We start from the raw sequence: 23,628 nt of genomic DNA on the forward strand, positions 1-23,628 counted from the left end.
AATGAATAATAATTTAGCCTTTGTATTTCCTGGTCAAGGTTCACAAGCTGTAGGCATGTTAGCTGATCTGGGCGATAATGAAGTAGTTAAATCTACGTTTGCATCTGCATCTCAAGCACTAGGTTACGACTTATGGGACCTAATTCAAAACGATAGCGAAGGTAAACTAAATCAAACTGATTACACACAACCTGCATTATTAACAGCCAGTGTTGCTATGTTTCGTGCTTGGTTAGAAAAGGGTGGTGAAATGCCATCTGTGCTAGCTGGACATTCATTAGGTGAATACTCTGCACTGGTATGTGCCGGTGTTATCACTCTTGAAGATGCGGTTAAACTTGTTGAAAAACGTGGTCAGTACATGCAACAAGCAGTACCTGCTGGTGTAGGTGCAATGTACGCAATTATCGGTTTAGCTGATGATGCGATTCTTGCTGCTTGTGAGCAAGGTGCAGGTGATGAAGTTGTATCTGCTGTTAACTTTAATTCGCCTGGTCAAGTGGTTATCGCTGGTAATAAAGCTGCTGTTGAACGCGCAGGTGCGCTTTGTAAAGAAGCGGGCGCTAAACGCGCATTACCACTTCCTGTAAGCGTGCCATCGCACTGTGCATTAATGCAACCAGCGGCAGACAAACTAGCTGCTGACTTAGCAAATATTGAATTTAACAGTCCGAAAGTTCCGGTAATTAATAACGTAGATGTTGAATTAGTTACTGATGGTGCGGCAATTAAAGATGCATTAATTCGCCAATTATACAGCCCAGTACGCTGGACTGAATCTGTTGAGAAAATGGCCTCTATGGGCGTAGAACAACTTGTAGAAGCAGGTCCTGGTAAAGTATTAGCTGGTCTTGTAAAACGTATAAATAAACAACTTACATGTGTATCAGTTAATACAACTGACACACTTAACTCAGCTTTAGAAGGTTAGAATAAACATGTCTTTATTTTCATTAGAAGGTAAAACCGCACTGGTTACAGGTGCAAGCCGTGGTATTGGTAAAGCGATCGCTGAGCAATTAGTTGCTCTAGGCGCTAAGGTAATTGGTACAGCAACATCACAAGGCGGTGCTGACAATATTAGTGCTTACTTAGGTAATAACGGTAAAGGTTACGAGTTAAATGTAACAGATACTGATTCAATCGCAGCATTATTTGATGCAATCAAAGCAGACTTCGGTCAAATTGATATTTTAGTTAACAACGCTGGTATTACGCGTGACAACTTAATGATGCGAATGAAAGATAGTGAGTGGGACGATATCATCACGACTAACTTAAATTCTTTATTTAAAATCAGTAAAGCTGTAATGCGTCCAATGATGAAACAACGTAATGGCCGTATTATTAATATCGGTTCTGTTGTTGGTTCAATGGGTAACGCTGGTCAAGTTAACTACGCTACATCTAAAGCGGGCTTGTTAGGCTTCACCAAATCACTAGCAAAAGAAGTAGCCTCTCGTGGCATAACTGTAAATGCTATTGCACCAGGTTTTATTGATACAGATATGACTAAAGCATTAAACGAAGAGCAACGTGAAGCCATTTCATCACAAGTACCTGCTAATCGTTTAGGTCAGCCAGAAGAAATTGCTGCAACTGTTGCATTTTTAGCCTCTGATGCAGCTGCTTATATTAATGGTGAAACTATTCACGTTAATGGCGGTATGTACATGGTTTAAAAAGATTAAGGCAAAAAAGCCCTTAATCACGCTGTTTTCTTGCAAAATAGCGACTTTTGAACCATAAATAAATGATTAGTCATCAGGTTAGACCAGAGTAAAAATATAATTTTATGCTTGCATGGTGACTTGATGACGAATAAACTACACGCAATTTTGTAAGAATTGCTAAATATAGTAAAGGAAATATAATGAGTACTATCGAAGAACGCGTAAGAAAAATCATTGTTGAACAATTAGGTGTTAAAGAAGAAGAAGCAAAAAACGAAGCATCTTTTGTTGATGACTTAGGTGCAGATTCTCTAGACACAGTAGAATTAGTTATGGCTCTTGAAGAAGAATTTGATACTGAAATTCCAGACGAAGAAGCTGAAAAAATTACTACAGTTCAATCAGCTATCGATTACGTGACTGCTCACGGTTAATCACTAGTTTGTTGAAGAAGGCGGTTTAATTACCGCCTTTTTTGTTTTTGTTTTTTGAAAATGAACAAAATCATACAAATATCATTGTTTATTGGTATAACTAAATAAACAATGATATTTGTATAATTTGCGGAGACATTGATTGTTATGCGACGAGTGGTAGTCACCGGCTTAGGGATGCTAAGCCCGCTAGGAAATAATTCACATTCAACTTGGGACGCGCTACTTGCAGGAAAAAGTGGTATTGGCCTAATCGATCATCTTGATCTTACTCACTTCACGACTAAATTTGCCGGACTGGTAAAAGACTTTAATCCAGAAGAGTTTGGTATTGCCAAAAAAGAAACCCGAAAAATGGATTTATTCATCCAATACGGGGTAGCTGCTGGTAATCAAGCGATAGAAGATTCAGGTCTAGAAGTTACTGAACAAAACTCAAGTCGCATTGGTGTTGCTATTGGCTCTGGAATTGGAGGCTTATCTTTAATTGAAGAAGGCCATGCAAAAACCATCAGTCATAATGTAAGAAAATTATCTCCTTTTTTCTGTCCATCAACAATTTTAAATATGATCTCTGGTCATTTATCTATTATGCATGGCTTAAAAGGGCCAAATATAGCGATTGTAACCGCATGTACTACCGGTGTGCATAATATCGGTCATGCTGCCCGTATGATTGCTTATGGTGATGCTGATGCAATGGTTGCTGGCGGCGCCGAAAAAGCCTCTACGGTATTAGGTATGGGCGGTTTTATGTCAGCTCGTGCACTTTCTACTCGTAATGATGCTCCTGAGCAAGCTTCTCGTCCTTGGGATAAAGACCGTGACGGCTTTGTATTAAGTGATGGTGCTGGTGTTGTTGTACTTGAAGAGTACGAACACGCTAAAGCACGTGGTGCAAAAATTTATGCCGAGCTTTGTGGTTTTGGTATGAGTGGCGATGCACATCACATTACGTCGCCACCTGCTAATGGTGAGGGCGGAGCAGCAGCAATGACTAACGCAATCCGTGATGCTGGTATTGATGCCAACCAAGTTGGTTATATCAATGCCCATGGTACATCAACACCTGCAGGTGATATTGCAGAAACCAATGGCGCTAAATCTGTATTTGGCGATCATGCCTATAACCTGATGATGGGGTCAACTAAATCAATGACCGGTCATATGTTAGGTGCCGCTGGTTCAGCTGAGGCTATCTTTACTATTCTTGCCTTACAAAACCAAGAAGTACCACCAACAATCAATTTAGATAACCCTGATGAAGGTTGTGATTTAGATTATATTAGAGGCGAAGCCCGCCAAGCCAAACTTGATTATGCATTATGTAATTCATTTGGATTCGGTGGCACCAACGGTTCGTTATTATTTAAGAAAATTTAGTTCTACTTTTTAATAACAAAGTCTTGCCAATAAAACTAAAAGCTTGAATACTATATGGTATTCAAGCTTTGTTGTTTTTGAAACAAGCCGGCACAATAGTGACGTTCTGAATTCGATTCAGGATCAAACAAAATAATAAATAAGCCCTTATGCTATACAGTTCAGTTAACTATACACAAACAGATCTCATCGATATTTCTGATCGAGGCTTAGCTTTTGGTGATGGAATATTTACTACAGGTAAAGTTGTAGAAGGTAAGCTCGAACATTATCAAGCACATATTGAACGATTGAAACACGGTTGTTCAATGTTGCAACTGCCTACACCAGACTGGCAAGCGTTAGAAAATGAGGTTTCTAACGCTATAAACGGTCGAACTCTAGCTACAATTAAAGTGACTATCACCGCAGGTGTAAGTAGCCGGGGATATTCGAGACGCGGCAGTTTAACGCCAACAATTATTATCACTGTGAGCGAATTTCCCAGTCATTACCCTTTGTGGCAAAACCAAGGTGTGAATTTAGGCATAAGCACAGTTAAACTCGGTTTAAATCCAAGCACTGCTGGTATTAAACATTTAAATCGTTTAGAACAGGTATTGATACGAAATGAACTGGATACCTTAGATGTTGATGAAGCCGTTGTTTGTGATATTAACAACAACATAGTTGAGTGTAATACCGCTAACATCTTTTGGGTTAAAAACAACACGTTATTTACCCCTTGTTTAAAGTTATCGGGAGTAACGGGCATTGTCAGAGAAGAACTGATTAAATCAACGGAGAATGTTCAAATCGTCAATGCAAGTATTGAAGCGTTAGACAGCGCTGACGCAATCTTTATCTCTAATTCATTATTAGGTGTTATTCCAGTGGTTAAATTTATGGAAAGAACGTTTAATATTGAAACTGTTTTAGCTTTACTAGGGAAGTGTTAATGAAACGCATTGCTTTTATCTTGTTATTTATCATTCTAGCAGCAGGAGTTACTGTATATACAGTAACTGTGCGTCATGTTGACAACGATTTACCGATTAAAGAGTCGCAGTTTTATACCGTTTCAAAAGGCAGTTCGTTTAATTCTGTAGTGGCTGATTTAATCAAACAACAGTGGCTTGAAACATCTCTTTGGTTAAAACTGTATAGTAAGTTACACCCAGAAATAACTAACATTAAAGCCGGGACATATAAGTTGCCAGAGCAGCTTACAATAAAGCAGTTATTTGCGATCCTTGTTGCCGGTGAAGAACATCAATTTAAAATTACCTTTGTTGAAGGTTCAACCTTCAAAGAGTGGCTTATCCAATTGGCAGAAACAGAGCACATTCAATCCACCTTGGCAGACAAAACCAATCAACAAATTCTGAATAGCTTAGAGAGTGAGCACAAGCACCCTGAAGGATTATTTTTTCCAGATACTTATCAGTTCATCTCAGGCACTAAAGATATTGATATTTTGAAGCAGGCTTATCAACGCATGACTGCTGAGTTAGATGAAAGTTGGCAGGGCAGAGCAAACAATTTACCTTACAAAAACGCCTATGAAGTATTAATTATGGCGTCTATGATTGAGAAAGAAACAGCTAAACTCAGTGAGCAGCCATTAATTTCTGCAGTCTTTATTACGCGATTGGCTAAAAATATGCGCTTGCAAACGGACCCAACCATTATTTATGGCTTAGGCGAGCGTTACACTGGTGATATTACTTATGCTAACTTAAGAGAAAAAACGGCGTATAATACTTACCGTATTAATGGTATGCCACCAACACCTATTGCCATGCCTGGTAAATCGGCTATAGAAGCAAGTTTACATCCGGCCAATTCACCATTTTTATACTTTGTAAGTAAAGGCAACGGTGAGCATCATTTTTCAACCACATTAGCCGAACACAATAATGCGGTTAACAAATACATCAGAGGAAAGAAGTAAGTTATGTCAGGTCAATCTCAGGGAAAGTTCATTGTTGTCGAAGGCATCGAAGGCGCTGGTAAATCATCAGCCATTGAAGTTATTGAAAACTTCTTAACAGCACAACAAATTAGCTATGAGAAAACACGAGAGCCTGGTGGCACGCCATTGGCTGAAAAATTAAGAACATTAGTTAAAGAGCCGAGTAATGAACAAGTTACTCCTGAATGTGAATTATTATTAATGTATGCGAGTCGCTCACAACTTGTTGCCAATAAAATATTACCAGCACTTGCACAAGGAAAATGGGTAATAGGTGATCGTCATGATTTATCCTCTCGGGCCTATCAAGGTGGTGGTCGTGAATTTAGCGACTCGGTAATTGATACAATCGCGAATATTACCTTAAATGGCTTCAAACCTGACTTTACCCTTTACTTAGATATTGAACCTGAATTAGGCTTATCTCGCGCTCAAGCTCGTGGAGAGTTAGATAGAATTGAGCAGGAAAAGATAGATTTTTTCCATCGCGTGCGCAACAAGTACCTGCAACTAGCCACGGCAGATGATAGTATTTTTATTGTTGATGCTAGTCAGACTATGGAAAAGGTTCATAGCGATATTACTGAATTATTGAGTCATCATTTTGGTAGCTAAGTTACAAGATAAAAGCTGGCTAGTTAACAATAAACTAGAGATCACCAGCAAAATAGAACAAGGTCTATTGCCCCATGCAATGCTGTTGTTAGGTAGTCATTTAGCCGGCCAGGAAGAGCTGGGTAATTGGTTATCTGGATTATTGTTATGCGAACACTCTAAGACGTTAACTGAGCCTTGTGGGCAGTGTAAGTCTTGCTCATTAGTTAAAGCACAAACTCACCCCGATTTAGTGACAATCGACAATAGCGAAAAAACGATTGGTGTAGAGTCAGTGAGAAGCGCAGGGGCGTTTTTACAAAAAACCGCACAACTTGCTAAAAATAAAGCCGTAGTCATATTCTCTGCTGAAAATATGACTGAATCTGCCGCCAATGCATTGTTAAAAACATTGGAAGAGCCAACATCAAATAGCTATTTAATTTTAGTGTGTAACGACATTGAAATGTTATTGCCTACAATTGTAAGCCGCTGCAGCGTAGTAAAAATTAACCCGCCAACGGGGGAAGAGCTCGCCAACATGGTTAGCGACAAAGGGTTAATAAATGACTTTAGCAATTTAAATGAACTTGCTGAGCTTACTGACCCTAAATGCCAGGAGCAACGTGCAGAGGTTATCGAGCAGTTAACCGTCTTTTTAGAGCAGTTTGTTAATGGCAACGAATTAGTAAATTTACTTGCAAATAATATTCACGGAATGCGCTGGCTAACGAATTCATTCAATCAATTGATTCGAATTCAATCAGGTTGGCAAGACTCATTAATCAACCACGAAATGAATCAATTGTCAGGTCGTTACTCTACCGAACAACTTTGGCAATGCATAAACTTATTAAACCAAGCGACAAAACAAATAAAACTGTTAACGCAAGCAAATAAAACCTTTACTATTGAAGCATTATTGGTTGATATTGAACATATACTAACGACTGATTAACTTCAGGGTTAGAACATAATAATAAAAAACAGTCTGGAATTAAAATGAGCAACTTTGTATTAGAATTTAAAAATGAACGCGAACTGTATATGGCTTATATGCCATTTTTAAAACAGGGTGGGTTATTCATTAAAACCGCCGAGCAGTTTGAACTTGGTGACAAAATTAGTTTAGAGGTAACTCTACCGGGCCAATTAGAATCGGTAAATCTGGAAACATCAGTTTGCTGGATCACACCTCACGGCGCACAAAACGGTACTGAACCCGGCGTAGGAGTGGCATTTTTAAATGACGAACACAACGTACGTAATCAAATTGAATCTAATTTAGGTCGCATGCTTAATTCCAAAGAAGCAACATACACAATGTAGATTAAATGGTTCGATTGTTTATTTTATATTTTACTTCAAATTGAACCGGAATTTAATCTACGATACAAATCATGATAAATAACCAAATCCGCAAACCGTTGCTCGTTTTAGGGCTCTTTTTGATCAGCTTTCTATCATTCGAGTTAATGGCGCATGGAGTTGATGAAAGTACCCGAGTATTCCTGCAAAGCAATACCGGTGTACAGTTTATTCCGTTTATGTACATTGGCGCCAAACACATGATCACAGGCTATGATCATTTGCTGTTTTTGGTCGGCGTGATCTTCTTCTTATACAAAAGCAGAGACATCTTGTTGTATGTGAGCATGTTTACCTTAGGTCACAGTTTAACGCTGCTGTTAGGCGTGATGTTTGATCTACAAGTTAATGCATATCTTATCGATGCCATAATAGGTTTATCTGTCGTATACAAAGGTTTTGATAATCTAGGTGGGTTTAAACGCACCTTAGGTTATAGCCCAAACGCAAAAGCCGCCGTATTAATATTCGGCTTATTCCATGGTTTTGGTTTAGCCACTAAACTGCAAGAATTTCAATTACCAGAAGATGGTCTGTTTACCAACTTAATCGCGTTTAACCTTGGTGTCGAAATAGGGCAGTTTGCAGCATTAATGTTTATTTTGCTCGCCATTAGTTTTTGGCGACGACATCATACATTTAAGCAATTTTCTACCGCGACTAATACATTATTGGTCAGTGCGGGCTTCATGCTTATTGGCTTTCAACTTACCGGTTACTTTGTAAATTAAGCTGAGTTTGTTTAACTATTTTAAGAGATAAAAATGCAAAATACATTATCAACACCAGCACTGATTAAATCGACAGTCATTGCATTAGCTATTGCCGCAATTGCATTAGTGAGTTTTATTTTGCCTGCTGAATATAATATTGATCCGACTGGGATTGGAGAAAAGTTGGGCCTAACAGCACTGGCGAATACCACTGTAACAATAGAGCAGCAAGAACAGAACACTGACACGCTTGAATTATCAGACAGTTTTGACATTACCGTACCCGCTGGGCGTGGTATTGAATTTAAGTTTGATATGCGACAGTTTAAAAAAATGAAATATGAATGGTCAACAGAAGGTAGTGCCTTGTATTTTGATTTACACGGCGAACCAGAGGGTGACACCACGGGTTATTATGAAAGCTATGCGATTGCCACATTAGCTGAAATGGAAGGCAGTTTTACCGCTCCGTTTAATGGGGTTCACGGCTGGTACTGGAAAAATAAAACTGATCAAGCTATAAACGTTAAACTAAAGGTTAACGGCGAATATACCCTTATAGGCTTAAAAAAATAGTTCGTTAAATACATTAATATTCAGACAAAAACAGTCTAGCTTCTGCAGTGCGAAACCATCTTTTAGCTCAGATCAGCTCTGACTTCAAGCTTGACTCTGCCTCTCGTTTAGATACAATTTCCGCCATTAACCTAATTATCAGGAGCACTCCTTGTTCATAGACTCTCACTGTCATTTAGACCGCCTCGATTTATCAGATTTTAACAACGACCTAGACAGTGTTGTTAACGCTGCTACAGCCGCTAATGTCAGTAATATGCTGTGTGTATCGGTTACACTCAAAGAATTCCCTAGTATGGCTGCTAAAACTGCAAAATATGACAATGTGCAATTGTCTTGCGGCGTACATCCATTAAATCAAGAAGACATGGTTGATGAAGCAGAACTCTTAACCCTCGCTGATAATGATCGAGTAGTCGCGGTTGGTGAAACTGGTCTGGATTACTTTTACGCACCTGAAACCCAAGAAGTACAACGAGATGCATTTCGTAAACACATTCGCGTGGCAAGAAAATTAAACAAACCTATTATTATTCATACCCGTGATGCGCAAGAAGATACGTTATCGATTATGCGTGAAGAAGGGGCTGAGCAGGTTGGCGGTGTGTTGCATTGTTTTACCGAAAGCTGGGAAATGGCTGAACAAGCAATAGCTATGGGATTTTATATATCGTTCTCCGGTATCGTTACGTTTAAAAACGCCTCCGCATTACGCCATGTTGCCCATCAGGTCCCTGATGACAAGTTCTTGATTGAAACTGATTCTCCTTATTTAGCACCGGTACCGCATAGAGGTAAGCAAAACCAGCCTGCTTATGTAGTAGAGGTTGCTAAAATGCTTGCTGATGTACGTGGGCAAACAGTCGAACAAATTGCAACACTATCTACTGAAAATTATAAACGCTTATTTAAGGTTTAATTTCTGTTTAAAAGTGAATTAATATGACAATGAAATTATGGCACTGTTATGACAGCCGATCTCTGCGTGCGCTATGGGCACTGGAAGAAATGGGGCTTAAATATGAGGTTGAAGTTTTACCTTTTCCGCCGAGGTTTCTCAAAAAAGACTACTTAGAAACCAATCCATTGGGAACCGTGCCGTTTTTTATAGATGGGGACACCTGTTTAACAGAGTCTACCGCGATATGTCACTACTTGGTTGAAAAATATCAACAGCAGCAACTCTCTATTGAGGTCACACATCCTGAGTACGGACAGTTCCTTAATTATCTATATCAAAGTGATACTACCTATACGTTTCCATTAGCGTTAATACTTCGCTATAAACATTTAGAGCAGGGTGAGCGTTTAAATCCTCAAATTGTAGAAGACTACAGTCAATGGTTATTCTCAAGAATGCGCGGCTTAGTTCAACATTTTCAAACGAATGAATACCTTTGCGGTAATAAGTTTACCATTGCTGATATTGCCATAGGTATGGCGCTACATTTTGGTGAGAGAATTGGTTTAGCAGACAATTATAAACCTGAAATTAAGGATTATTTAGCTAGATTACAAGCAAGGCCGGCGTTTAAAAGAGCAAGACAGATAGGTGTTGAGCTGGATCCTTTTGCTAACTTGTCTACGCCATAACGCGCGAACAAGTTCACGCCAACCATAATAACAAACTATGGTTGGTCCGATTTTAATCGGACGTTAAAGCAAAAAAAAAGGCCTGAAGCAATCGCTTCAGGCTCAGGGGAATGGCTCAATAGGTTGAGCCTGCGCTAATTTGTTTAAGTAGTGAGTCTCTGAAAACTCCTAAATAAAAACTCGATTTATTTGCTACTTGGACTTTTAATTGTAGTGTAAATGTGATTAAAATCTAGTCGATTTTGAAAATAATTTGATTTATTTTTTAATGCCGTAAAATCAATGGGTTACAGGCGTTAGTTGTCGGCTTTTAACTTGCTACTGCACAGCTTGTCTATAGGTTTTGTACATCTTTGACACAACTTATCCACACCTTGTTTTGTCTGATATTATTTGTAGTTAATCTACGGTTAACCGCACAGTTTCTATATGGTATGGTAATACTAATTGCTACAAATATTTTCTTCTGAATTTAAAAGTAGTAATTAAATCAGTAACTAAAATAATAAAAATTAATGGCGTCTTCATGTTAAATATCATCTGGTTGTTTTTCTTCATCTTTGCCTTTGTTGTTTCGCTGTATCAATGGCTCGTTCTTGGCAATGCTGCAATTTTTGAAGATCTACTCAGTAGTATTATTTCTATGTCGAAAGTCACGGTTGAAATCGCCATTGGTTTAATTGGGATATTAAGCTTTTGGCTTGGCATGATGAAAATTGCTGAAAGTGGCGGTATTGTGAATAAAATAGCGCAGGCCATTTCACCATTATTTTCTCGATTAATGCCTGAAGTCCCAAAAAATCATCCTGCTTTTGGCTCTATAACCATGAACTTATCGGCAAATTTTTTAGGCTTAGATAACGCAGCAACCCCTTTAGGCTTAAAGGCGATGAGCGATCTGCAAGAGATTAACCCTAAGAAAGACACCGCAAGTAATGCACAAATACTGTTTTTAGTTCTTAATACCTCCTCCGTTACTCTGTTTCCAATAAGCGTGTTTGTTTATCGGGCACAGCAAGGAGCAGCGGTTGCAACCGATGTATTTATTCCCATCTTGCTTGCTACGTTTGCCTCTACCTTAGCAGGGCTTGTTTCAGTTGCACTGTTTCAACGAATAAAACTGTATAAAGGTGTGATTCTACTGTATCTCAGTGCAGCAATGGCATTAGTTGCCGCGTTAGTGATTTATTTGGCGCAGCTAACGGCAGAGCAGCTGGCTCAACAATCTTCATTAATGGGCAACTTTTTGATCATCTCCGTATTAATTAGTTTTCTTGGTATAGCGCATTTAAAAAAAGTGAATGTGTATGATCAATTTATTATTGGCGCAAAAGAGGGCTTTGAAGTCAGCGTTAAACTTATCCCTTACTTGTTAGCCATGCTTTGTGCGATTGGCGTGTTTCGGGCAAGTGGTGCATTAGACTTAATTGTCGACAGTATACGTAATTTAGTTATTTACATGGGCGGCGACACTCGTTTTGTTGACGCTTTGCCTACCGCGTTTATGAAACCATTAAGCGGCTCCGGCTCTCGAGCTATGATGATCGAAACGATGAATGCTCATGGCGCCGACTCATTTGCAGGACGGTTAGCATCTATCATGCAAGGCTCAACCGAAACTACGTTTTATGTATTAGCGGTTTATTTTGGCAGTGTTGGCATTCGCTATTCACGCCACGCCATAACCTGTGGCTTAATTGCTGATGTCAGTGGTATTTGCGCCGGTATTGGTGTTTGCTACTGGTTCTTTGGCTAACACTTATCTACTAGTCCGATATTCAAACGCTTGTATGTCGGACAATAATTCACTTAAATATAACATTGTTGCTTCATTTAACTAGTTTTTTGCCTTTATTGTCGACAATCTCTGTTTTTTAGTCTTGACTTAACGTTTAATCGGCGTATTATCTTGGTGTAAATACCAAGTGTCGACAATTTGTTTTATACAAGTCGACAGACGTATCGCTGAAAAATAACTAAATAGAGTCCGATGAACTATAAAAACCCAGCAAGACAAGCCGTGGTTACTACCGCAGATAAAATATTTGAAACCATGCAACATGAGATTGTTGAAGGTGAGATATTAGCGGGTAGTAAAATCAGTGAACCTGAACTTGCTAAAAAATATCAAGTCAGTCGTTCAACTCTTCGTGAAGCGTTAAATCGTCTTGAAAAATGCCACTTAATTGAGCGTAAAGCGAATGTTGGCTCACGTGTGGTTGAGTGTACTACTAAGGGCTTGCTTGAAATATATATAGTTCGTGAAGCACTCGAAGGTATGGCCTGTCGTTTGGCGGCCAGTCAAATGAAAGATGACGAAATTAAAGAGTTGCAAACCATACTTGCCGTTCATGGCCAAGAAAAGCAACTACAAGATGGGATCGCCTATTACCAGGAAGAAGGTGATTTAGATTTTCATTACCGAGTGATCCAAGGCAGTAACAATCAACAACTAATCAATATTCTTTGTGGTGAGCTGTATCACCTTGTGCGTATGTATCGTTGCCAGTTTGGCATGAACAGTCCGCGTGCAAGTCGTGCCTATGGTGAGCACAAAGCAATTTTACATGCGATAGCTGACAGAGATGGTGAATTAGCAGAAATGCTGATGCGTCGTCACATCGCGGCATCGCGCAAAAATATCGAAAGAAAACTAGAACAGGAAAGTGAATAACATGACAACTCAATTATCTCCAGGTGCAAAATTTCGTTTAGCACTACAAAACAACAAGCCACTACAAGTAGTAGGTACTATTAATGCGTATTGCGCAATGATGGCTGAGCAATTAGGTCACCAAGCTATATACCTTTCTGGTGGTGGTGTTGCCAATGCATCTTACGGTTTACCTGATTTAGGTATGACATCTTTAAACGATGTTGTTGCTGACGTTCAACGTATAACTGCAGCGTCTAGCTTACCGTTATTAGTAGATATCGACACAGGTTGGGGCGGAGCTTTCAATATCGCCAAAACTATTCGTGATATGGAAAAAGCTGGCGCAGCAGCTGTTCACATTGAAGATCAGGTTGCACAAAAACGTTGTGGTCACCGTCCAAACAAAGAAATCGTATCAACTGCAGAAATGGTTGATCGTATTAAAGCAGCAGTTGACGCACGTACAGATAAAGACTTCTTTATCATGGCTCGTACTGACGCATTCGCTCAAGAAGGTCTAGAAGCGGCACTTGAACGTGCAAAAGCATACGTTGCAGCAGGTGCTGACGGTATTTTTGCTGAAGCTGTTAAAACAGAAGAGCATTACCGTGCATTTACCGAAGCACTAGATGTACCTGTATTAGCAAACATCACTGAATTTGGTCAAACAGAGCTTTGGAACAAAGAGCAACTAGGCGAGTGGGGCTGTGCAATGGTGCTTTACCCATTATCAGCATTCCGTGCTATGAACAAAGCTGCTGAACTTGTTTACAAAACATTATTAGCCGATGGCGATCAAAAAGCAGTTATTGATAACATGCAAACTCGTATGGATTTATATGATTACCTTGGTTACCACGATTACGAGCAAAAGCTAGATGCGCTTTTCTCTGAAGGTAAAAACAAGTAAAGCTGTAACAACAAAGTATAAATTTAAATAAAATACAGAACTATATTATTAGGAAAGAAATTATGTCTGAGAAAAAAATTGGTGGTGCAGGTCTACGTGGTCAAAGTGCCGGTGAAACAAAATTATGTACAGTAGGTCAATCTGGTTCAGGTTTAACTTATTGTGGTTACGATGTTGCAGACCTTGCTGAAAATTCAACATTTGAAGAAGTAGCATACCTTTTATTTAACGGTGAGTTACCAAATCAAGCACAATTAGATGCATATAAAGCTGAACTTCATGCAATGCGTGATTTACCACAAGCACTTAAAGAAGTGTTAGAGCGCATTCCAGCAGATGCTCATCCGATGGATGTTATGCGTACCGGTGCATCATTTTTAGGTAATGTAGAACCAGAAAATGATTTTTCAGAGCAACGTACAGCTGCTAACCGTTTACTTGCAGCTTTCCCTGCAATTATGACGTATTGGTACCGTTACAGCCATGACGGTGTAAAAATTGACTGTGTTACTGAAGAAGAGTCTTTAGGTGGTCATTTCTTACGTCTTCTTAACGGTGAAGAGCCTTCAGCACAACATAAACGTGTTATGGATGTTTCATTAATTCTTTATGCAGAGCATGAGTTTAATGCATCTACATTTACAGCTCGTGTTTGTGCATCTACCTTATCAGATATGTTCTCATGTATTACCGGTGCTATCGGTACATTACGTGGTCCATTACACGGTGGTGCAAACGAAGCTGCAATGGATATGATCTTAAAGTTCAACTCGCCAGAAGATGCAAAAGAGAAAATGGCTGGTATGTTAGAGCGTAAAGAAAAAATCATGGGCTTCGGTCACGCGATTTACCGCACATCAGATCCTCGTAACGTAGTTATCAAAGCTTGGTCTGAGAAATTAGCGCAAGAAAATGGTGATACGTCACTTTACGATATCTCTGTAGCTTGTGAAGAGTTCATGTGGGATACCAAGAAATTATTCTGTAATGCTGATTTCTTCCACGCATCAACCTACAACTATATGGGAATTCCAACTAAACTATTTACACCTATTTTTGTGTGTTCACGTTTAACTGGTTGGGCTGCTCATGTTATGGAGCAGCGCGATAACAACCGTATTATCCGCCCAAGTGCAGATTATACAGGTGTTGAACCTCGCACTGTTGGTCCTATCTCAGAAAGATAAAGACCAGGCAAAAGAAGAGTCTTTTGCCTTGTATAGATAATAGAATGGGGAATGGCGTTTAATTTAACTCAAATTAATGCCTTCCCCATTTCCGAATAAATAAATTGCAAAAGTGCATTAGCATGTATTTTTGTTTAAACATAGTGGATTTCCTTATGAACTATGAATACCGCAAGCCTCTACCAGGTGCCAATATAGATTTCTTCGATACGCGTGCCGCGGTTGAAGCAATTACCCCAGGTAGCTATGCAAAATTACCTTACACTTCACGTGTATTAGCTGAACAGTTAGTACGTCGTTGTGAGCCAGAAGCGTTAACCGACTCGCTTAAGCAAATCATTGAAGGCAAGCAAGACCTTGATTTTCCTTGGTATCCTGCTCGTGTTGTTTGTCATGACATTTTAGGTCAAACAGCCTTAGTTGATTTAGCGGGTCTTCGTGACGCAATCGCTGATCAAGGTGGAGATCCTGCAAAAGTTAACCCTGTTGTACCAACACAACTTATCGTAGATCACTCTCTAGCAGTAGAAGCTCCGGGTTTTGACAGCGAAGCGTTTGATAAAAACCGCGCCATTGAAGACCGTCGCAATGAGCATCGTTTTCACTTTATTGAGTGGACTAAAACTGCGTTTAAAAACGTTGATGTTATCCCCGCCGGTAACGGTATCATGCACCAAATTAACTTGGAAAAAATGTCTCCAGTTATTCAATCGCGTGATGGTGTAGCGTTCCCTGATACTTGTGTAGGTACTGATAGCCACACGCCACATATTGATGCCTTAGGTGTTATCGCTATTGGTGTTGGTGGTTTAGAAGCTGAAACAGTAATGCTTGGTCGCCCATCGATGATGCGCTTACCGAACATTATTGGTGTTAAGTTAACTGGTAAACGCAAACCAGGTATTACTGCAACCGATATGGTATTAGCAATTACTGAGTTCTTACGTAATGAAAAAGTAGTATCTAGCTACTTAGAGTTCTTCGGTGAAGGTACGAAAGACTTAACTATTGGTGACCGTGCAACTATCTCAAATATGACCCCAGAATATGGTGCGTCAGCAGGTATGTTCTACATTGATGAACAAACCATTGATTACTTGAAAATTACTGGTCGTGAGCCTGAGCAAGTTTCTTTAGTAGAAACGTATGCTAAGCACACTGGTTTATGGGCTGATGACTTGGTTGAAGCACAATACCCACGTGTTATTGAGTTTGATTTATCAACGGTTACTCGAAACTTAGCTGGTCCATCTAACCCGCATCGCCGTTTAGCGACTAGCGACTTAGCATCAAAAGACATCGCTAAAGATTTAGACGCGTGTAAAGCTGAAGAAGAGCAAGGCTTAATGCCTGATGGTGCAGTAATTATCGCTGCTATCACTTCATGTACTAATACTTCAAACCCTCGTAATGTTGTTGCTGCAGGCCTTATTGCCAAACGTGCAAATGAGCTAGGTCTTGTACGTAAACCTTGGGTTAAATCTTCATTTGCACCAGGTTCTAAAGTTGCAAAACTTTACTTGGAAGAGTCTGGTTTATTACCTGAAATGGAAAAACTTGGTTTTGGTATTGTCGGTTACGCTTGTACTACCTGTAACGGTATGTCTGGTGCTCTTGATCCAAAAATCCAACAAGAAATTATTGACCGCGATTTATACTCTACTGCAGTATTATCTGGTAACCGTAACTTTGATGGTCGTATTCACCCTCATGCCAAACAAGCTTTTTTAGCGTCACCGCCACTTGTTGTTGCTTATGCAATTGCTGGTACTATGCGTTTCGATATTGAAAAAGATGTATTAGGTCAAGATCAAAACGGCAATGACATTACGTTGAAAGATATCTGGCCAAGTGATGAAGAAATTGATGCAATCGTTGAAGCAAGTGTTAAACCAGAGCAGTTCAAGAAAATTTATACACCAATGTTTGATTTAGGTGCGTTTGAACCAGCTGAAAGTCCATTATACGCTTGGGATGAAACCAGTACTTATATTCGTCGTCCTCCTTATTGGGAAGGTGCATTAGCGGGTGAGCGTACTATGAAAGGTATGCGTCCGTTGGCAGTATTAGGCGATAACATCACAACTGATCACTTATCACCGTCAAATGCAATTCAACTAAACAGTGCTGCGGGTGCTTACCTAGATAAAATGGGCTTACCTGAAGCTGATTTTAACTCATACGCAACTCACCGTGGTGATCACTTAACTGCGCAACGTGCAACATTTGCTAACCCTAAATTATTCAACGAAATGTGTCGTGACGATAATGGCGAGGTGAAACAAGGATCTCTAGCTCGAATCGAGCCTGAAGGAACAGAGTCACGCATGTGGGAAGCGATTGAAACGTATATGGAACGCAAGCAACCGCTAATCATTATTGCTGGCGCTGACTACGGTCAGGGGTCATCACGTGACTGGGCTGCAAAAGGTGTTCGTTTAGCGGGTGTTGAAGTCATTGTTTCTGAAGGTTTTGAACGCATTCACCGTACAAACTTAGTTGGTATGGGCGTATTGCCGTTAGAGTTCACTAACAATGAAACTCGTCATACGTACAACATTGATGGTACTGAAACCTACGATGTTACCGGTACAACAGCGCCAGGTGCGGCTATGACTGTGGTAATGACTCGATCAAATGGTGAAGTAGTAGAAATTCCAGTGAAGTGTCGTCTTGATACTGCTGAAGAAGTTTCTGTTTACGCCGCGGGCGGAGTATTACAAAAATTCGCCAACGACTTCCTTGAATCTAATGCTTAAATGGTCTTTAGCTCGATTTCTGCGTTGGTAGTGCTCACCTAGTAAACTAGGCTCCGCGCTACCGCCTTGAACTAGGGCTAAAATACTGCTTAAAGCAAATAGATTGAGTTTATTTATTTTAATGAAAAAAGGCACATTTCATGTGCCTTTTTTATAAAATCTAAAAGGAAAAACCTATGAGTTTTGTTCCTCAAGTAAAAATTCCAGCTACGTATATTCGTGGTGGTACATCTAAAGGTGTATTTTTTAATTTAACTGATTTGCCTGAGCGCTGTCAGGTTCCTGGTGAGCCACGCGATAACATGTTGCTGCGCGTTATTGGTTCACCAGATCCATACGGTAAACAAACTGATGGTATGGGTGGTGCTACATCAAGTACCAGTAAAACTGTTATCTTAGCGAAAAGCGAAGAAGTTGATCATGATGTAGATTATTTATTTGGCCAAGTTGCTATCGATAAAGCGTTCGTTGATTGGTCTGGTAACTGCGGTAACTTAACGGCTGCAGTTGGCTCTTTTGCCATCAGCTCTGGTTTGGTTGATAGTGCACGTATTCCAGAAAATGGTATTTGTACCGTGCGCATCTGGCAGAAAAATATTTCAAAAACAATTGTTGCTCATGTTCCGATCACTAATGGTGAAGTACAAGAAACTGGTGATTTTGAGTTAGATGGCGTTACATTCCCTGCTGCCGAAGTGCAAGTTGATTTTGTTGCGCCGGTAGACCCGAGTGAGGCAATGTTCCCAACAGGTAACTTAGTTGACGATTTAGAAGTACCAGGTATTGGCAACTTTAAGGCAACCATGATCACTGCAGGTATCCCAACCATCTTCTTAAATGCAGATGAAATTGGTTACCAAGGTACTGAGTTACAAGATGCGATTAATAATGATGAAGCAGCATTAACTCGCTTTGAAACTATTCGTGCTTACGGCGCAGTTAAAATGGGCTTAATTAAAGATATTTCTGAAGCTGCTGGACGTCAACATACGCCTAAAGTTGCGTTTGTATCTCCAGCTCAAGATTACGTATCTTCAAGTGGTAAGAGTATTACTGCAGGCGAAATCGATTTACACGTACGTGCATTATCTATGGGCAAATTACACCATGCGATGATGGGCACGGCAGCAGTTGCTATCGGTACGGCATCCGCGATTCCTGGCACATTAGTTTCTCTTGCTGCTGGTGTTGACGTTGATGGCGATGCTCCGGCTGCTGTTACTTTTGGTCATCCATCGGGTACGCTAAAAGTTGGCGCCGAAGCTGAAGTGGTTAATGCTGCGTGGACTGTTAAAAAAGTAAGCATGAGCCGTAGTGCTCGCGTATTAATGGAAGGTTGGGTAAGAATACCTGGCGATTGCTTTTAATAATAAGCTAGTTAAGTAAACATTATAAGCCCTGGCAATTGTCGGGGTTTATTATTTGTTTTAGAGCATTTAAGCGTTGTCCTGTATATGGATGGTTAAAGCTTATTCGCATACTGTTGCTAAAATGTCCTGCGCTGGAAAATAACTGTCCTGGTGTTAAGACAATATTTTTTTTAAGTGCTGTTGAATATAATTTAGTGGTATTAATCTCTTGAGAAAATTCTACCCAAAGCGCTAAGCCTCCCTGAGGAAGGGAGTATTTAATTGCACTGGGACCATATTGCAATAACGCGCTGAGTAGTTGGTTTCGATGTAATAAAAGACTACTTTTGAAACTGTGTAAATGGCGTTTAAAATGTCCATTAGCCATAAATTCAGCAACGGCTAGTTGTTGTAATTGTCCACTGGCCAATTGACTGGTTAACTTTAAGCGAATTATTTTTTCATGCCAGCGACCACCATTTACCCAACCAATTCGTAAATCTCTAGAAAGACTTTTTGAAAATGAGCTGCATAAAATAACTCTCTGTTCACTATCAAACGTTTTAACTGGTGGTAGGTTGCTGTCAAAGCCCAACTCGCCATAGATATCATCTTCAATAACCGCAAAATCATGCGTGTTGGCTATTGTTACAATACGCTGTCGATTCTTAATTGGCATTAATGCACCTGTTGGTGTAGAAAATGACGGTGTTACAACTACAGCCGCTATGTCCCATTTACTTGCGGCTTGCTCTAGGGCATCTAAATCTAATCCTGTAGTACTTGCTACTGGAATTTCGATTATATTCAATTGTAATTGCTCTAATAATTGAATTATCCCATAAAACCCCGGGCTCTCTACTGCCACAGTATCACCGGGTTTACACACTGAAAATAGAGACAAAAATAAGCTGTGCTGACAACCAGAAGTGATACAAACCTCGCTTTCATCCATTAGAAAATCTCGATTACGGTAACGGGTACATATTTGCTTTCTTAAACTTAATAGACCAATAGGGGAGTCATAATAAGAAGCTTTAATAAAAGGACTGACTTTTGTTGCTTTGCTAATGTCTTTTTGTAGTTGTAATAAATATTTTGATTGATATTGCTCATTGCAACTTGGTGATATATCAAACGCTGCACTGCGCTGCATTATATCGTAAAAAATTTGTGGAATTGTCACTTCAACAGGTTGTATTTCAGCGTTTAACGTTACCGGCGTATTGTTTTCTATATGTTTAAATTTTACAAAATAACCAAGCCTTATTCTCGCTTCTATGTAGTCATATTTTTCAAGCTCTGCAAGCGCTTTTATTACTGTATTTTTAGATACATCATGGCTCAGCATTAAAGCCCTTATAGAGGGGAGCTTTTCTCCAAAGCGTAAATGCCCCGCGGCTATCTTGGAAATAATGGTATTAGCAAGTGCTTGATATTTGTGGGCTGTCATAAAATTTTACCAGTTATGGCTTAACTAATAAGTTAAGTTTAATGCTCTGTACCCATTGTATATTAAAAAACTGTGCCTGTACCTGTGTGAGAAGAGATTTAAAATAGCGAAATTATTTATTCTATCTGCGGAACACTGTTATGGGCGTTGATAAAACAATTGACAAAAATCAGCTTATATTTCAAACCAAACATATTGATGAAAAAATCTATGTTAAAGAGCAAAAAGGTTTCTTTCAAAAAATTAGACGATATTTAGGCGTGCTATTAATGCTAATGTTTATTGGTATACCATTTATACAGTATCAAGGAGAGCAGGCTGTTTTGTTCGACGTAGCTGCCCAGCACTTAAAAGTGTTCAGTTATTATTTTTATCCGCAAGATCTACTTATTTTTACGCTTATTTTTATTATCGCGGCATTCTCCTTGTTTTTTGTGTCAAGTAAGTATGGTCGGATTTGGTGTGGATTTACCTGCCCGCAAACAATATGGACCTTTTTATTTTTATGGATAGAACACCGCATTGAGGGTAATCGTCAGCAGCGTATTAAACTTGATAAACAGCCGTTGAACTTTAATAAAGCTTTAAAAAAAGTCACTAAACATTTTACTTGGCTGCTAATTTCATTGTTTACCGGGCTTGTTTTTATGTCGTATTTTGTCCCTGCAACTGAAATTTACCCTAGGTTTTTCACGTTAACCAGTTCTTCACTTATTATTGCCTGGGTTTTATTTTTTGCATTATGCACATATGTAAATGCCAGTTGGGTACGAGAAAAAATGTGTCAACATATGTGCCCATACGCTCGTTTTCAGTCAGTAATGTTCAATGCAAACACTAAGGTTGTTACGTACGATAAAGCACGCGGTGAACAACGTGGTCCGCGCAAGCTTAATCAGCCGAAATCTGAAAGTTTAGGCGACTGCGTTGACTGTAATTTATGTGTAGTTGTTTGTCCTGTTGGTATCGATATTCGTGAAGGCTTACAATATGATTGCATTAATTGTGGTTTGTGTATCGATGCGTGCGATGAAACCATGGCAAAATTCTCTTATGCGAAAGGGTTAATTGGTTATACCGGTGAAACGACTTCTCGTACCAATAAAAAGGCGGATTTTGGTTACCTCACAATAATCTTACTTAGTGTCGTCTTTTTATTAGTTTGGCTTGCGAATCGCAGCCAATTTGAAGTGACGGTATTAAAAGATAGACATGCTCTATATCGTATAAACAATGCTGGCGATGTTGAAAACTCTTATCAAATTAAAATTCTAAATAAAACCAATACAGCGACTGAGTTTGAACTCGGCAATTATGGTTTAGATAACTTTATCATTGAGACTAGCCAACAAGTTATGGCACACGCGCAAACCACAACTACCTTTACAGTTACTTTAATTGCTCCTGAACAATATCAACAAAAGTTTAAACTGTTCGAGTTTGTATTAATAGATAAAACTGGCAAGCATAAGCCGTTAAAAATTGGCACTACTTTTCATTATTTTTAATCCATCGAACGGCTTATTGAGCATGTATTAAGTTGTTATTTTATAAAGACATCAATAATTTTATATTATTGATGTCTTTATATTTTATAGAAGAAAAAATAGATTATACTGATATCTAACAATAACGTTAAATTCTGTCGATACTGAATTTGTTTAATACACCAAAAAGATACCTTATGACTTTAAAAATCGTTAAGCATTGTATTACATCCGTTGTGATATTCACTGTAGGCCTCGTTAGTCCTGTAATGGCAGCCGAGTTAATCGTTCCAGATACTTTTGTGGTTGAGCGATTAAATGGTGAAGAGTTCTCCGGAAATTTTTTTACGAGTGAAACCAAGCTAACACTGCAGAGCGGACAAAATGTGTTAGTGCTAAAGTACTCAGAGTTATTTGACGACGAAACCGAAGATCACCATATAACGGTGACTTCTAAACCCTTCATACTATTATTTTCGGTAGGCAAAGAAAACACAATTAAGTTTAGTTATCCAAAGCAAAATAACGGGGAATCGGCAAAGCTCTTCGCCAAAGCGCCAATAGTGAACTTGATAAAGCCAAATGGCAGTGCCGTACCTGTAATTACTCAGTCGCTAGCGACTTATAATGATACTGTTATGAAAGAAACATTGAGTCGCCGGCAAGAAATTGTAAAACAAAGTTTAAATGAAAATGACAAAGGCCAGTTTACTCAAACGGGGCCACAAAGTTTACCTATGTTAAAGTACTGGTGGCAGCAAGCCAGCGACCAAGAAAAGAAAGAATTCTTAACTTTCGTAAAAGATAATCAAAAGGTAATTGCAAAATGATCAACAGCAGAATTTTCGCCTTCACTATTATACTCTTTTCATTTACAAATCTTGCGGTTTGCGCAGAAGAAATAAAACCTCCCGGAGTCGAAGTGACGGGTAAAGGCGCTATATTGATTGACCCTGACATTTTTACGTTTTCCATCACTCTAGCTGATAGGGCTATGACAGCTGAACAAGCCAAAAAAGTTGTGGATGAGAAAACTAATGAATTACTCTCGTCAGCAAAAGAAATGGGGGTTGAAGAAAGTGCAATTGAAACAACCCAAATGAATATTCGACCTATTTTCGATAACAAATCTAAAAGTGCTCAAGACTTATATCAGCCTTCTCTTATCGAAGTGTCGCGACAACTTACCTTTATTTTATCTGACTTTGAACATTACGACCCGCTTTTAGACCAAGCGATACGGTTGGGGGTTAAACACATTTCACAATTACAATATGAAACCAGTAAAGCCGATGAATATTATCGCCAAGCATTGAATGTAGCAATTAAAGACGCTGAAGCTAAAGCAAAACAAATCGCCAGCAGATTAAATTTTTCGCTTGGCGCGGTAACCCACATGAGTGAATTTCCTCATGGAGCGCCACGGGTATTGATGGCAGATTCAAGCGAAAATGCAAAATCTATTTCGTTCCGTTCAAATCCTGGAAAAAGAGAAATAAGCGCACAAATAACCCTAATTTATTCAATAAATCATTAATC

General features: G+C 39.3%; 23 protein-coding genes. 22 read left to right on the top strand and 1 reads right to left on the bottom strand.

The annotated features are described in order from the left end of the window. Nucleotide 1 precedes the first annotated feature (1 nt). The 19 genes from fabD to prpF all read left to right on the top strand — a co-directional run bounded on the left by fabD (nucleotide 2) and on the right by prpF (nucleotide 19,167). The gene (gene fabD, locus RI845_RS07765) at nucleotides 2-931 is read left to right on the top strand and encodes an ACP S-malonyltransferase (protein WP_348389166.1); all 930 of its coding nucleotides are present in this window, start codon (nucleotides 2-4) and stop codon (nucleotides 929-931) included. 7 nt (nucleotides 932-938) lie between these two features. Further along, nucleotides 939-1,682: a 3-oxoacyl-ACP reductase FabG gene (gene fabG, locus RI845_RS07770; protein WP_348389167.1), complete on the top strand. Its 744-nt coding sequence runs from the start codon at nucleotides 939-941 to the stop codon at nucleotides 1,680-1,682. 191 nt (nucleotides 1,683-1,873) lie between these two features. After that, a complete protein-coding gene (gene acpP / locus RI845_RS07775; protein WP_033078142.1) occupies nucleotides 1,874-2,107 on the top strand; it encodes an acyl carrier protein in 234 nt (77 codons plus the stop codon). Nucleotides 2,108-2,248: 141 nt separating this feature from the next. Further along, nucleotides 2,249-3,490 carry a beta-ketoacyl-ACP synthase II gene (gene fabF, locus RI845_RS07780; RefSeq protein WP_348389519.1) on the top strand — a complete coding sequence of 414 codons (1,242 nt, stop codon included), beginning with the start codon at nucleotides 2,249-2,251 and terminating at the stop codon, nucleotides 3,488-3,490. Between the two features lie 149 nt (nucleotides 3,491-3,639). Beyond that, nucleotides 3,640-4,428 carry an aminodeoxychorismate lyase gene (gene pabC, locus RI845_RS07785; protein WP_348389168.1) on the top strand — a complete coding sequence of 263 codons (789 nt, stop codon included), beginning with the start codon at nucleotides 3,640-3,642 and terminating at the stop codon, nucleotides 4,426-4,428. After that, complete coding sequence (gene mltG, locus RI845_RS07790; RefSeq protein ID WP_348389169.1) at nucleotides 4,428-5,423, top strand: endolytic transglycosylase MltG; 996 nt, start codon at nucleotides 4,428-4,430, stop codon at nucleotides 5,421-5,423. Before pabC ends, mltG begins: the two co-directional genes overlap by 1 nt. A 3-nt stretch (nucleotides 5,424-5,426) precedes the next feature. Next, nucleotides 5,427-6,059 carry a dTMP kinase gene (gene tmk, locus RI845_RS07795; protein WP_348389170.1) on the top strand — a complete coding sequence of 211 codons (633 nt, stop codon included), beginning with the start codon at nucleotides 5,427-5,429 and terminating at the stop codon, nucleotides 6,057-6,059. After that, the gene (locus RI845_RS07800) at nucleotides 6,049-6,996 is read left to right on the top strand and encodes a hypothetical protein (protein ID WP_348389171.1); all 948 of its coding nucleotides are present in this window, start codon (nucleotides 6,049-6,051) and stop codon (nucleotides 6,994-6,996) included. Before tmk ends, RI845_RS07800 begins: the two co-directional genes overlap by 11 nt. A gap of 44 nt (nucleotides 6,997-7,040) precedes the next feature. Beyond that, nucleotides 7,041-7,367 (top strand): PilZ domain-containing protein, encoded by a 327-nt coding sequence (locus RI845_RS07805; RefSeq protein WP_348389172.1) that lies wholly within the window; start codon nucleotides 7,041-7,043, stop codon nucleotides 7,365-7,367. A 71-nt stretch (nucleotides 7,368-7,438) separates the two neighbouring features. Then, nucleotides 7,439-8,137, top strand: a complete 699-nt coding sequence (locus tag RI845_RS07810; protein ID WP_348389173.1) for a HupE/UreJ family protein — start codon at nucleotides 7,439-7,441, stop codon at nucleotides 8,135-8,137. 33 nt (nucleotides 8,138-8,170) lie between these two features. Then, on the top strand, nucleotides 8,171-8,695 hold the full coding sequence (locus tag RI845_RS07815) for a hypothetical protein (RefSeq protein WP_348389174.1): 525 nt from the start codon (nucleotides 8,171-8,173) through the stop codon (nucleotides 8,693-8,695). Between the two features lie 151 nt (nucleotides 8,696-8,846). Beyond that, nucleotides 8,847-9,614, top strand: coding sequence for a TatD family hydrolase (locus RI845_RS07820; protein ID WP_348389175.1), 768 nt, complete (start codon nucleotides 8,847-8,849; stop codon nucleotides 9,612-9,614). A gap of 23 nt (nucleotides 9,615-9,637) precedes the next feature. Next, on the top strand, nucleotides 9,638-10,288 hold the full coding sequence (locus tag RI845_RS07825) for a glutathione S-transferase family protein (protein ID WP_348389176.1): 651 nt from the start codon (nucleotides 9,638-9,640) through the stop codon (nucleotides 10,286-10,288). Between the two features lie 526 nt (nucleotides 10,289-10,814). Continuing rightward, the gene (locus RI845_RS07830; RefSeq protein WP_348389177.1) at nucleotides 10,815-12,044 is read left to right on the top strand and encodes a nucleoside recognition domain-containing protein; all 1,230 of its coding nucleotides are present in this window, start codon (nucleotides 10,815-10,817) and stop codon (nucleotides 12,042-12,044) included. Between the two features lie 234 nt (nucleotides 12,045-12,278). Continuing rightward, nucleotides 12,279-12,962, top strand: a complete 684-nt coding sequence (locus tag RI845_RS07835; protein WP_348389178.1) for a GntR family transcriptional regulator — start codon at nucleotides 12,279-12,281, stop codon at nucleotides 12,960-12,962. Nucleotide 12,963: 1 nt separating this feature from the next. Beyond that, complete coding sequence (gene prpB / locus RI845_RS07840) at nucleotides 12,964-13,854, top strand: methylisocitrate lyase (protein WP_348389179.1); 891 nt, start codon at nucleotides 12,964-12,966, stop codon at nucleotides 13,852-13,854. A gap of 62 nt (nucleotides 13,855-13,916) precedes the next feature. Then, nucleotides 13,917-15,041: a bifunctional 2-methylcitrate synthase/citrate synthase gene (prpC, locus tag RI845_RS07845; RefSeq protein WP_348389180.1), complete on the top strand. Its 1,125-nt coding sequence runs from the start codon at nucleotides 13,917-13,919 to the stop codon at nucleotides 15,039-15,041. A 155-nt stretch (nucleotides 15,042-15,196) separates the two neighbouring features. Beyond that, nucleotides 15,197-17,800 carry a Fe/S-dependent 2-methylisocitrate dehydratase AcnD gene (gene acnD / locus RI845_RS07850; protein ID WP_348389181.1) on the top strand — a complete coding sequence of 868 codons (2,604 nt, stop codon included), beginning with the start codon at nucleotides 15,197-15,199 and terminating at the stop codon, nucleotides 17,798-17,800. A gap of 176 nt (nucleotides 17,801-17,976) precedes the next feature. Continuing rightward, nucleotides 17,977-19,167, top strand: a complete 1,191-nt coding sequence (gene prpF / locus RI845_RS07855; protein ID WP_348389182.1) for a 2-methylaconitate cis-trans isomerase PrpF — start codon at nucleotides 17,977-17,979, stop codon at nucleotides 19,165-19,167. Nucleotides 19,168-19,189: 22 nt separating this feature from the next. Here prpF and RI845_RS07860 read toward each other — a convergent pair whose 3' ends face one another. Further along, nucleotides 19,190-20,602, bottom strand: a complete 1,413-nt coding sequence (locus tag RI845_RS07860; RefSeq protein ID WP_348389183.1) for an aminotransferase-like domain-containing protein — start codon at nucleotides 20,600-20,602, stop codon at nucleotides 19,190-19,192. A gap of 140 nt (nucleotides 20,603-20,742) precedes the next feature. Between RI845_RS07860 and ccoG the strand changes: the two genes are divergently transcribed. From ccoG to RI845_RS07875, 3 genes are all read left to right on the top strand, one after another. After that, nucleotides 20,743-22,110, top strand: coding sequence for a cytochrome c oxidase accessory protein CcoG (gene ccoG / locus RI845_RS07865; protein WP_348389184.1), 1,368 nt, complete (start codon nucleotides 20,743-20,745; stop codon nucleotides 22,108-22,110). A 176-nt stretch (nucleotides 22,111-22,286) separates the two neighbouring features. Continuing rightward, nucleotides 22,287-22,919 (top strand): DUF2057 family protein, encoded by a 633-nt coding sequence (locus RI845_RS07870; RefSeq protein WP_348389185.1) that lies wholly within the window; start codon nucleotides 22,287-22,289, stop codon nucleotides 22,917-22,919. Further along, the gene (locus RI845_RS07875; protein WP_348389186.1) at nucleotides 22,916-23,626 is read left to right on the top strand and encodes an SIMPL domain-containing protein; all 711 of its coding nucleotides are present in this window, start codon (nucleotides 22,916-22,918) and stop codon (nucleotides 23,624-23,626) included. The genes RI845_RS07870 and RI845_RS07875 overlap by 4 nt, the downstream gene beginning before the upstream one ends. Nucleotides 23,627-23,628 lie beyond the last annotated feature (2 nt).

The sequence above is a fragment of the Thalassotalea nanhaiensis genome (assembly GCF_031583575.1).
GTDB lineage: Bacteria > Pseudomonadota > Gammaproteobacteria > Enterobacterales > Alteromonadaceae > Thalassotalea_A > Thalassotalea_A nanhaiensis.

Excerpts from the sequence above, each read along its gene's own strand:
- prpB (WP_348389179.1), top strand. The coding sequence starts at position 12,964 with ATGACAACTCAATTATCTCCAGGTGCAAAATTTCGTTTAGCACTACAA.
- tmk (WP_348389170.1), top strand. The coding sequence starts at position 5,427 with ATGTCAGGTCAATCTCAGGGAAAGTTCATTGTTGTCGAAGGCATCGAA.
- acpP (WP_033078142.1), top strand. The coding sequence starts at position 1,874 with ATGAGTACTATCGAAGAACGCGTAAGAAAAATCATTGTTGAACAATTA.
- RI845_RS07815 (WP_348389174.1), top strand. The coding sequence starts at position 8,171 with ATGCAAAATACATTATCAACACCAGCACTGATTAAATCGACAGTCATT.
- fabG (WP_348389167.1), top strand. The coding sequence starts at position 939 with ATGTCTTTATTTTCATTAGAAGGTAAAACCGCACTGGTTACAGGTGCA.
- RI845_RS07810 (WP_348389173.1), top strand. The coding sequence starts at position 7,439 with ATGATAAATAACCAAATCCGCAAACCGTTGCTCGTTTTAGGGCTCTTT.
- RI845_RS07870 (WP_348389185.1), top strand. The coding sequence starts at position 22,287 with ATGACTTTAAAAATCGTTAAGCATTGTATTACATCCGTTGTGATATTC.
- RI845_RS07830 (WP_348389177.1), top strand. The coding sequence starts at position 10,815 with ATGTTAAATATCATCTGGTTGTTTTTCTTCATCTTTGCCTTTGTTGTT.
- prpF (WP_348389182.1), top strand. The coding sequence starts at position 17,977 with ATGAGTTTTGTTCCTCAAGTAAAAATTCCAGCTACGTATATTCGTGGT.
- prpC (WP_348389180.1), top strand. The coding sequence starts at position 13,917 with ATGTCTGAGAAAAAAATTGGTGGTGCAGGTCTACGTGGTCAAAGTGCC.
- RI845_RS07860 (WP_348389183.1), bottom strand. The coding sequence starts at position 20,602 with ATGACAGCCCACAAATATCAAGCACTTGCTAATACCATTATTTCCAAG.
- pabC (WP_348389168.1), top strand. The coding sequence starts at position 3,640 with ATGCTATACAGTTCAGTTAACTATACACAAACAGATCTCATCGATATT.
- RI845_RS07805 (WP_348389172.1), top strand. The coding sequence starts at position 7,041 with ATGAGCAACTTTGTATTAGAATTTAAAAATGAACGCGAACTGTATATG.
- mltG (WP_348389169.1), top strand. The coding sequence starts at position 4,428 with ATGAAACGCATTGCTTTTATCTTGTTATTTATCATTCTAGCAGCAGGA.
- ccoG (WP_348389184.1), top strand. The coding sequence starts at position 20,743 with ATGGGCGTTGATAAAACAATTGACAAAAATCAGCTTATATTTCAAACC.
- RI845_RS07835 (WP_348389178.1), top strand. The coding sequence starts at position 12,279 with ATGAACTATAAAAACCCAGCAAGACAAGCCGTGGTTACTACCGCAGAT.
- fabD (WP_348389166.1), top strand. The coding sequence starts at position 2 with ATGAATAATAATTTAGCCTTTGTATTTCCTGGTCAAGGTTCACAAGCT.
- acnD (WP_348389181.1), top strand. The coding sequence starts at position 15,197 with ATGAACTATGAATACCGCAAGCCTCTACCAGGTGCCAATATAGATTTC.
- RI845_RS07825 (WP_348389176.1), top strand. The coding sequence starts at position 9,638 with ATGACAATGAAATTATGGCACTGTTATGACAGCCGATCTCTGCGTGCG.
- RI845_RS07875 (WP_348389186.1), top strand. The coding sequence starts at position 22,916 with ATGATCAACAGCAGAATTTTCGCCTTCACTATTATACTCTTTTCATTT.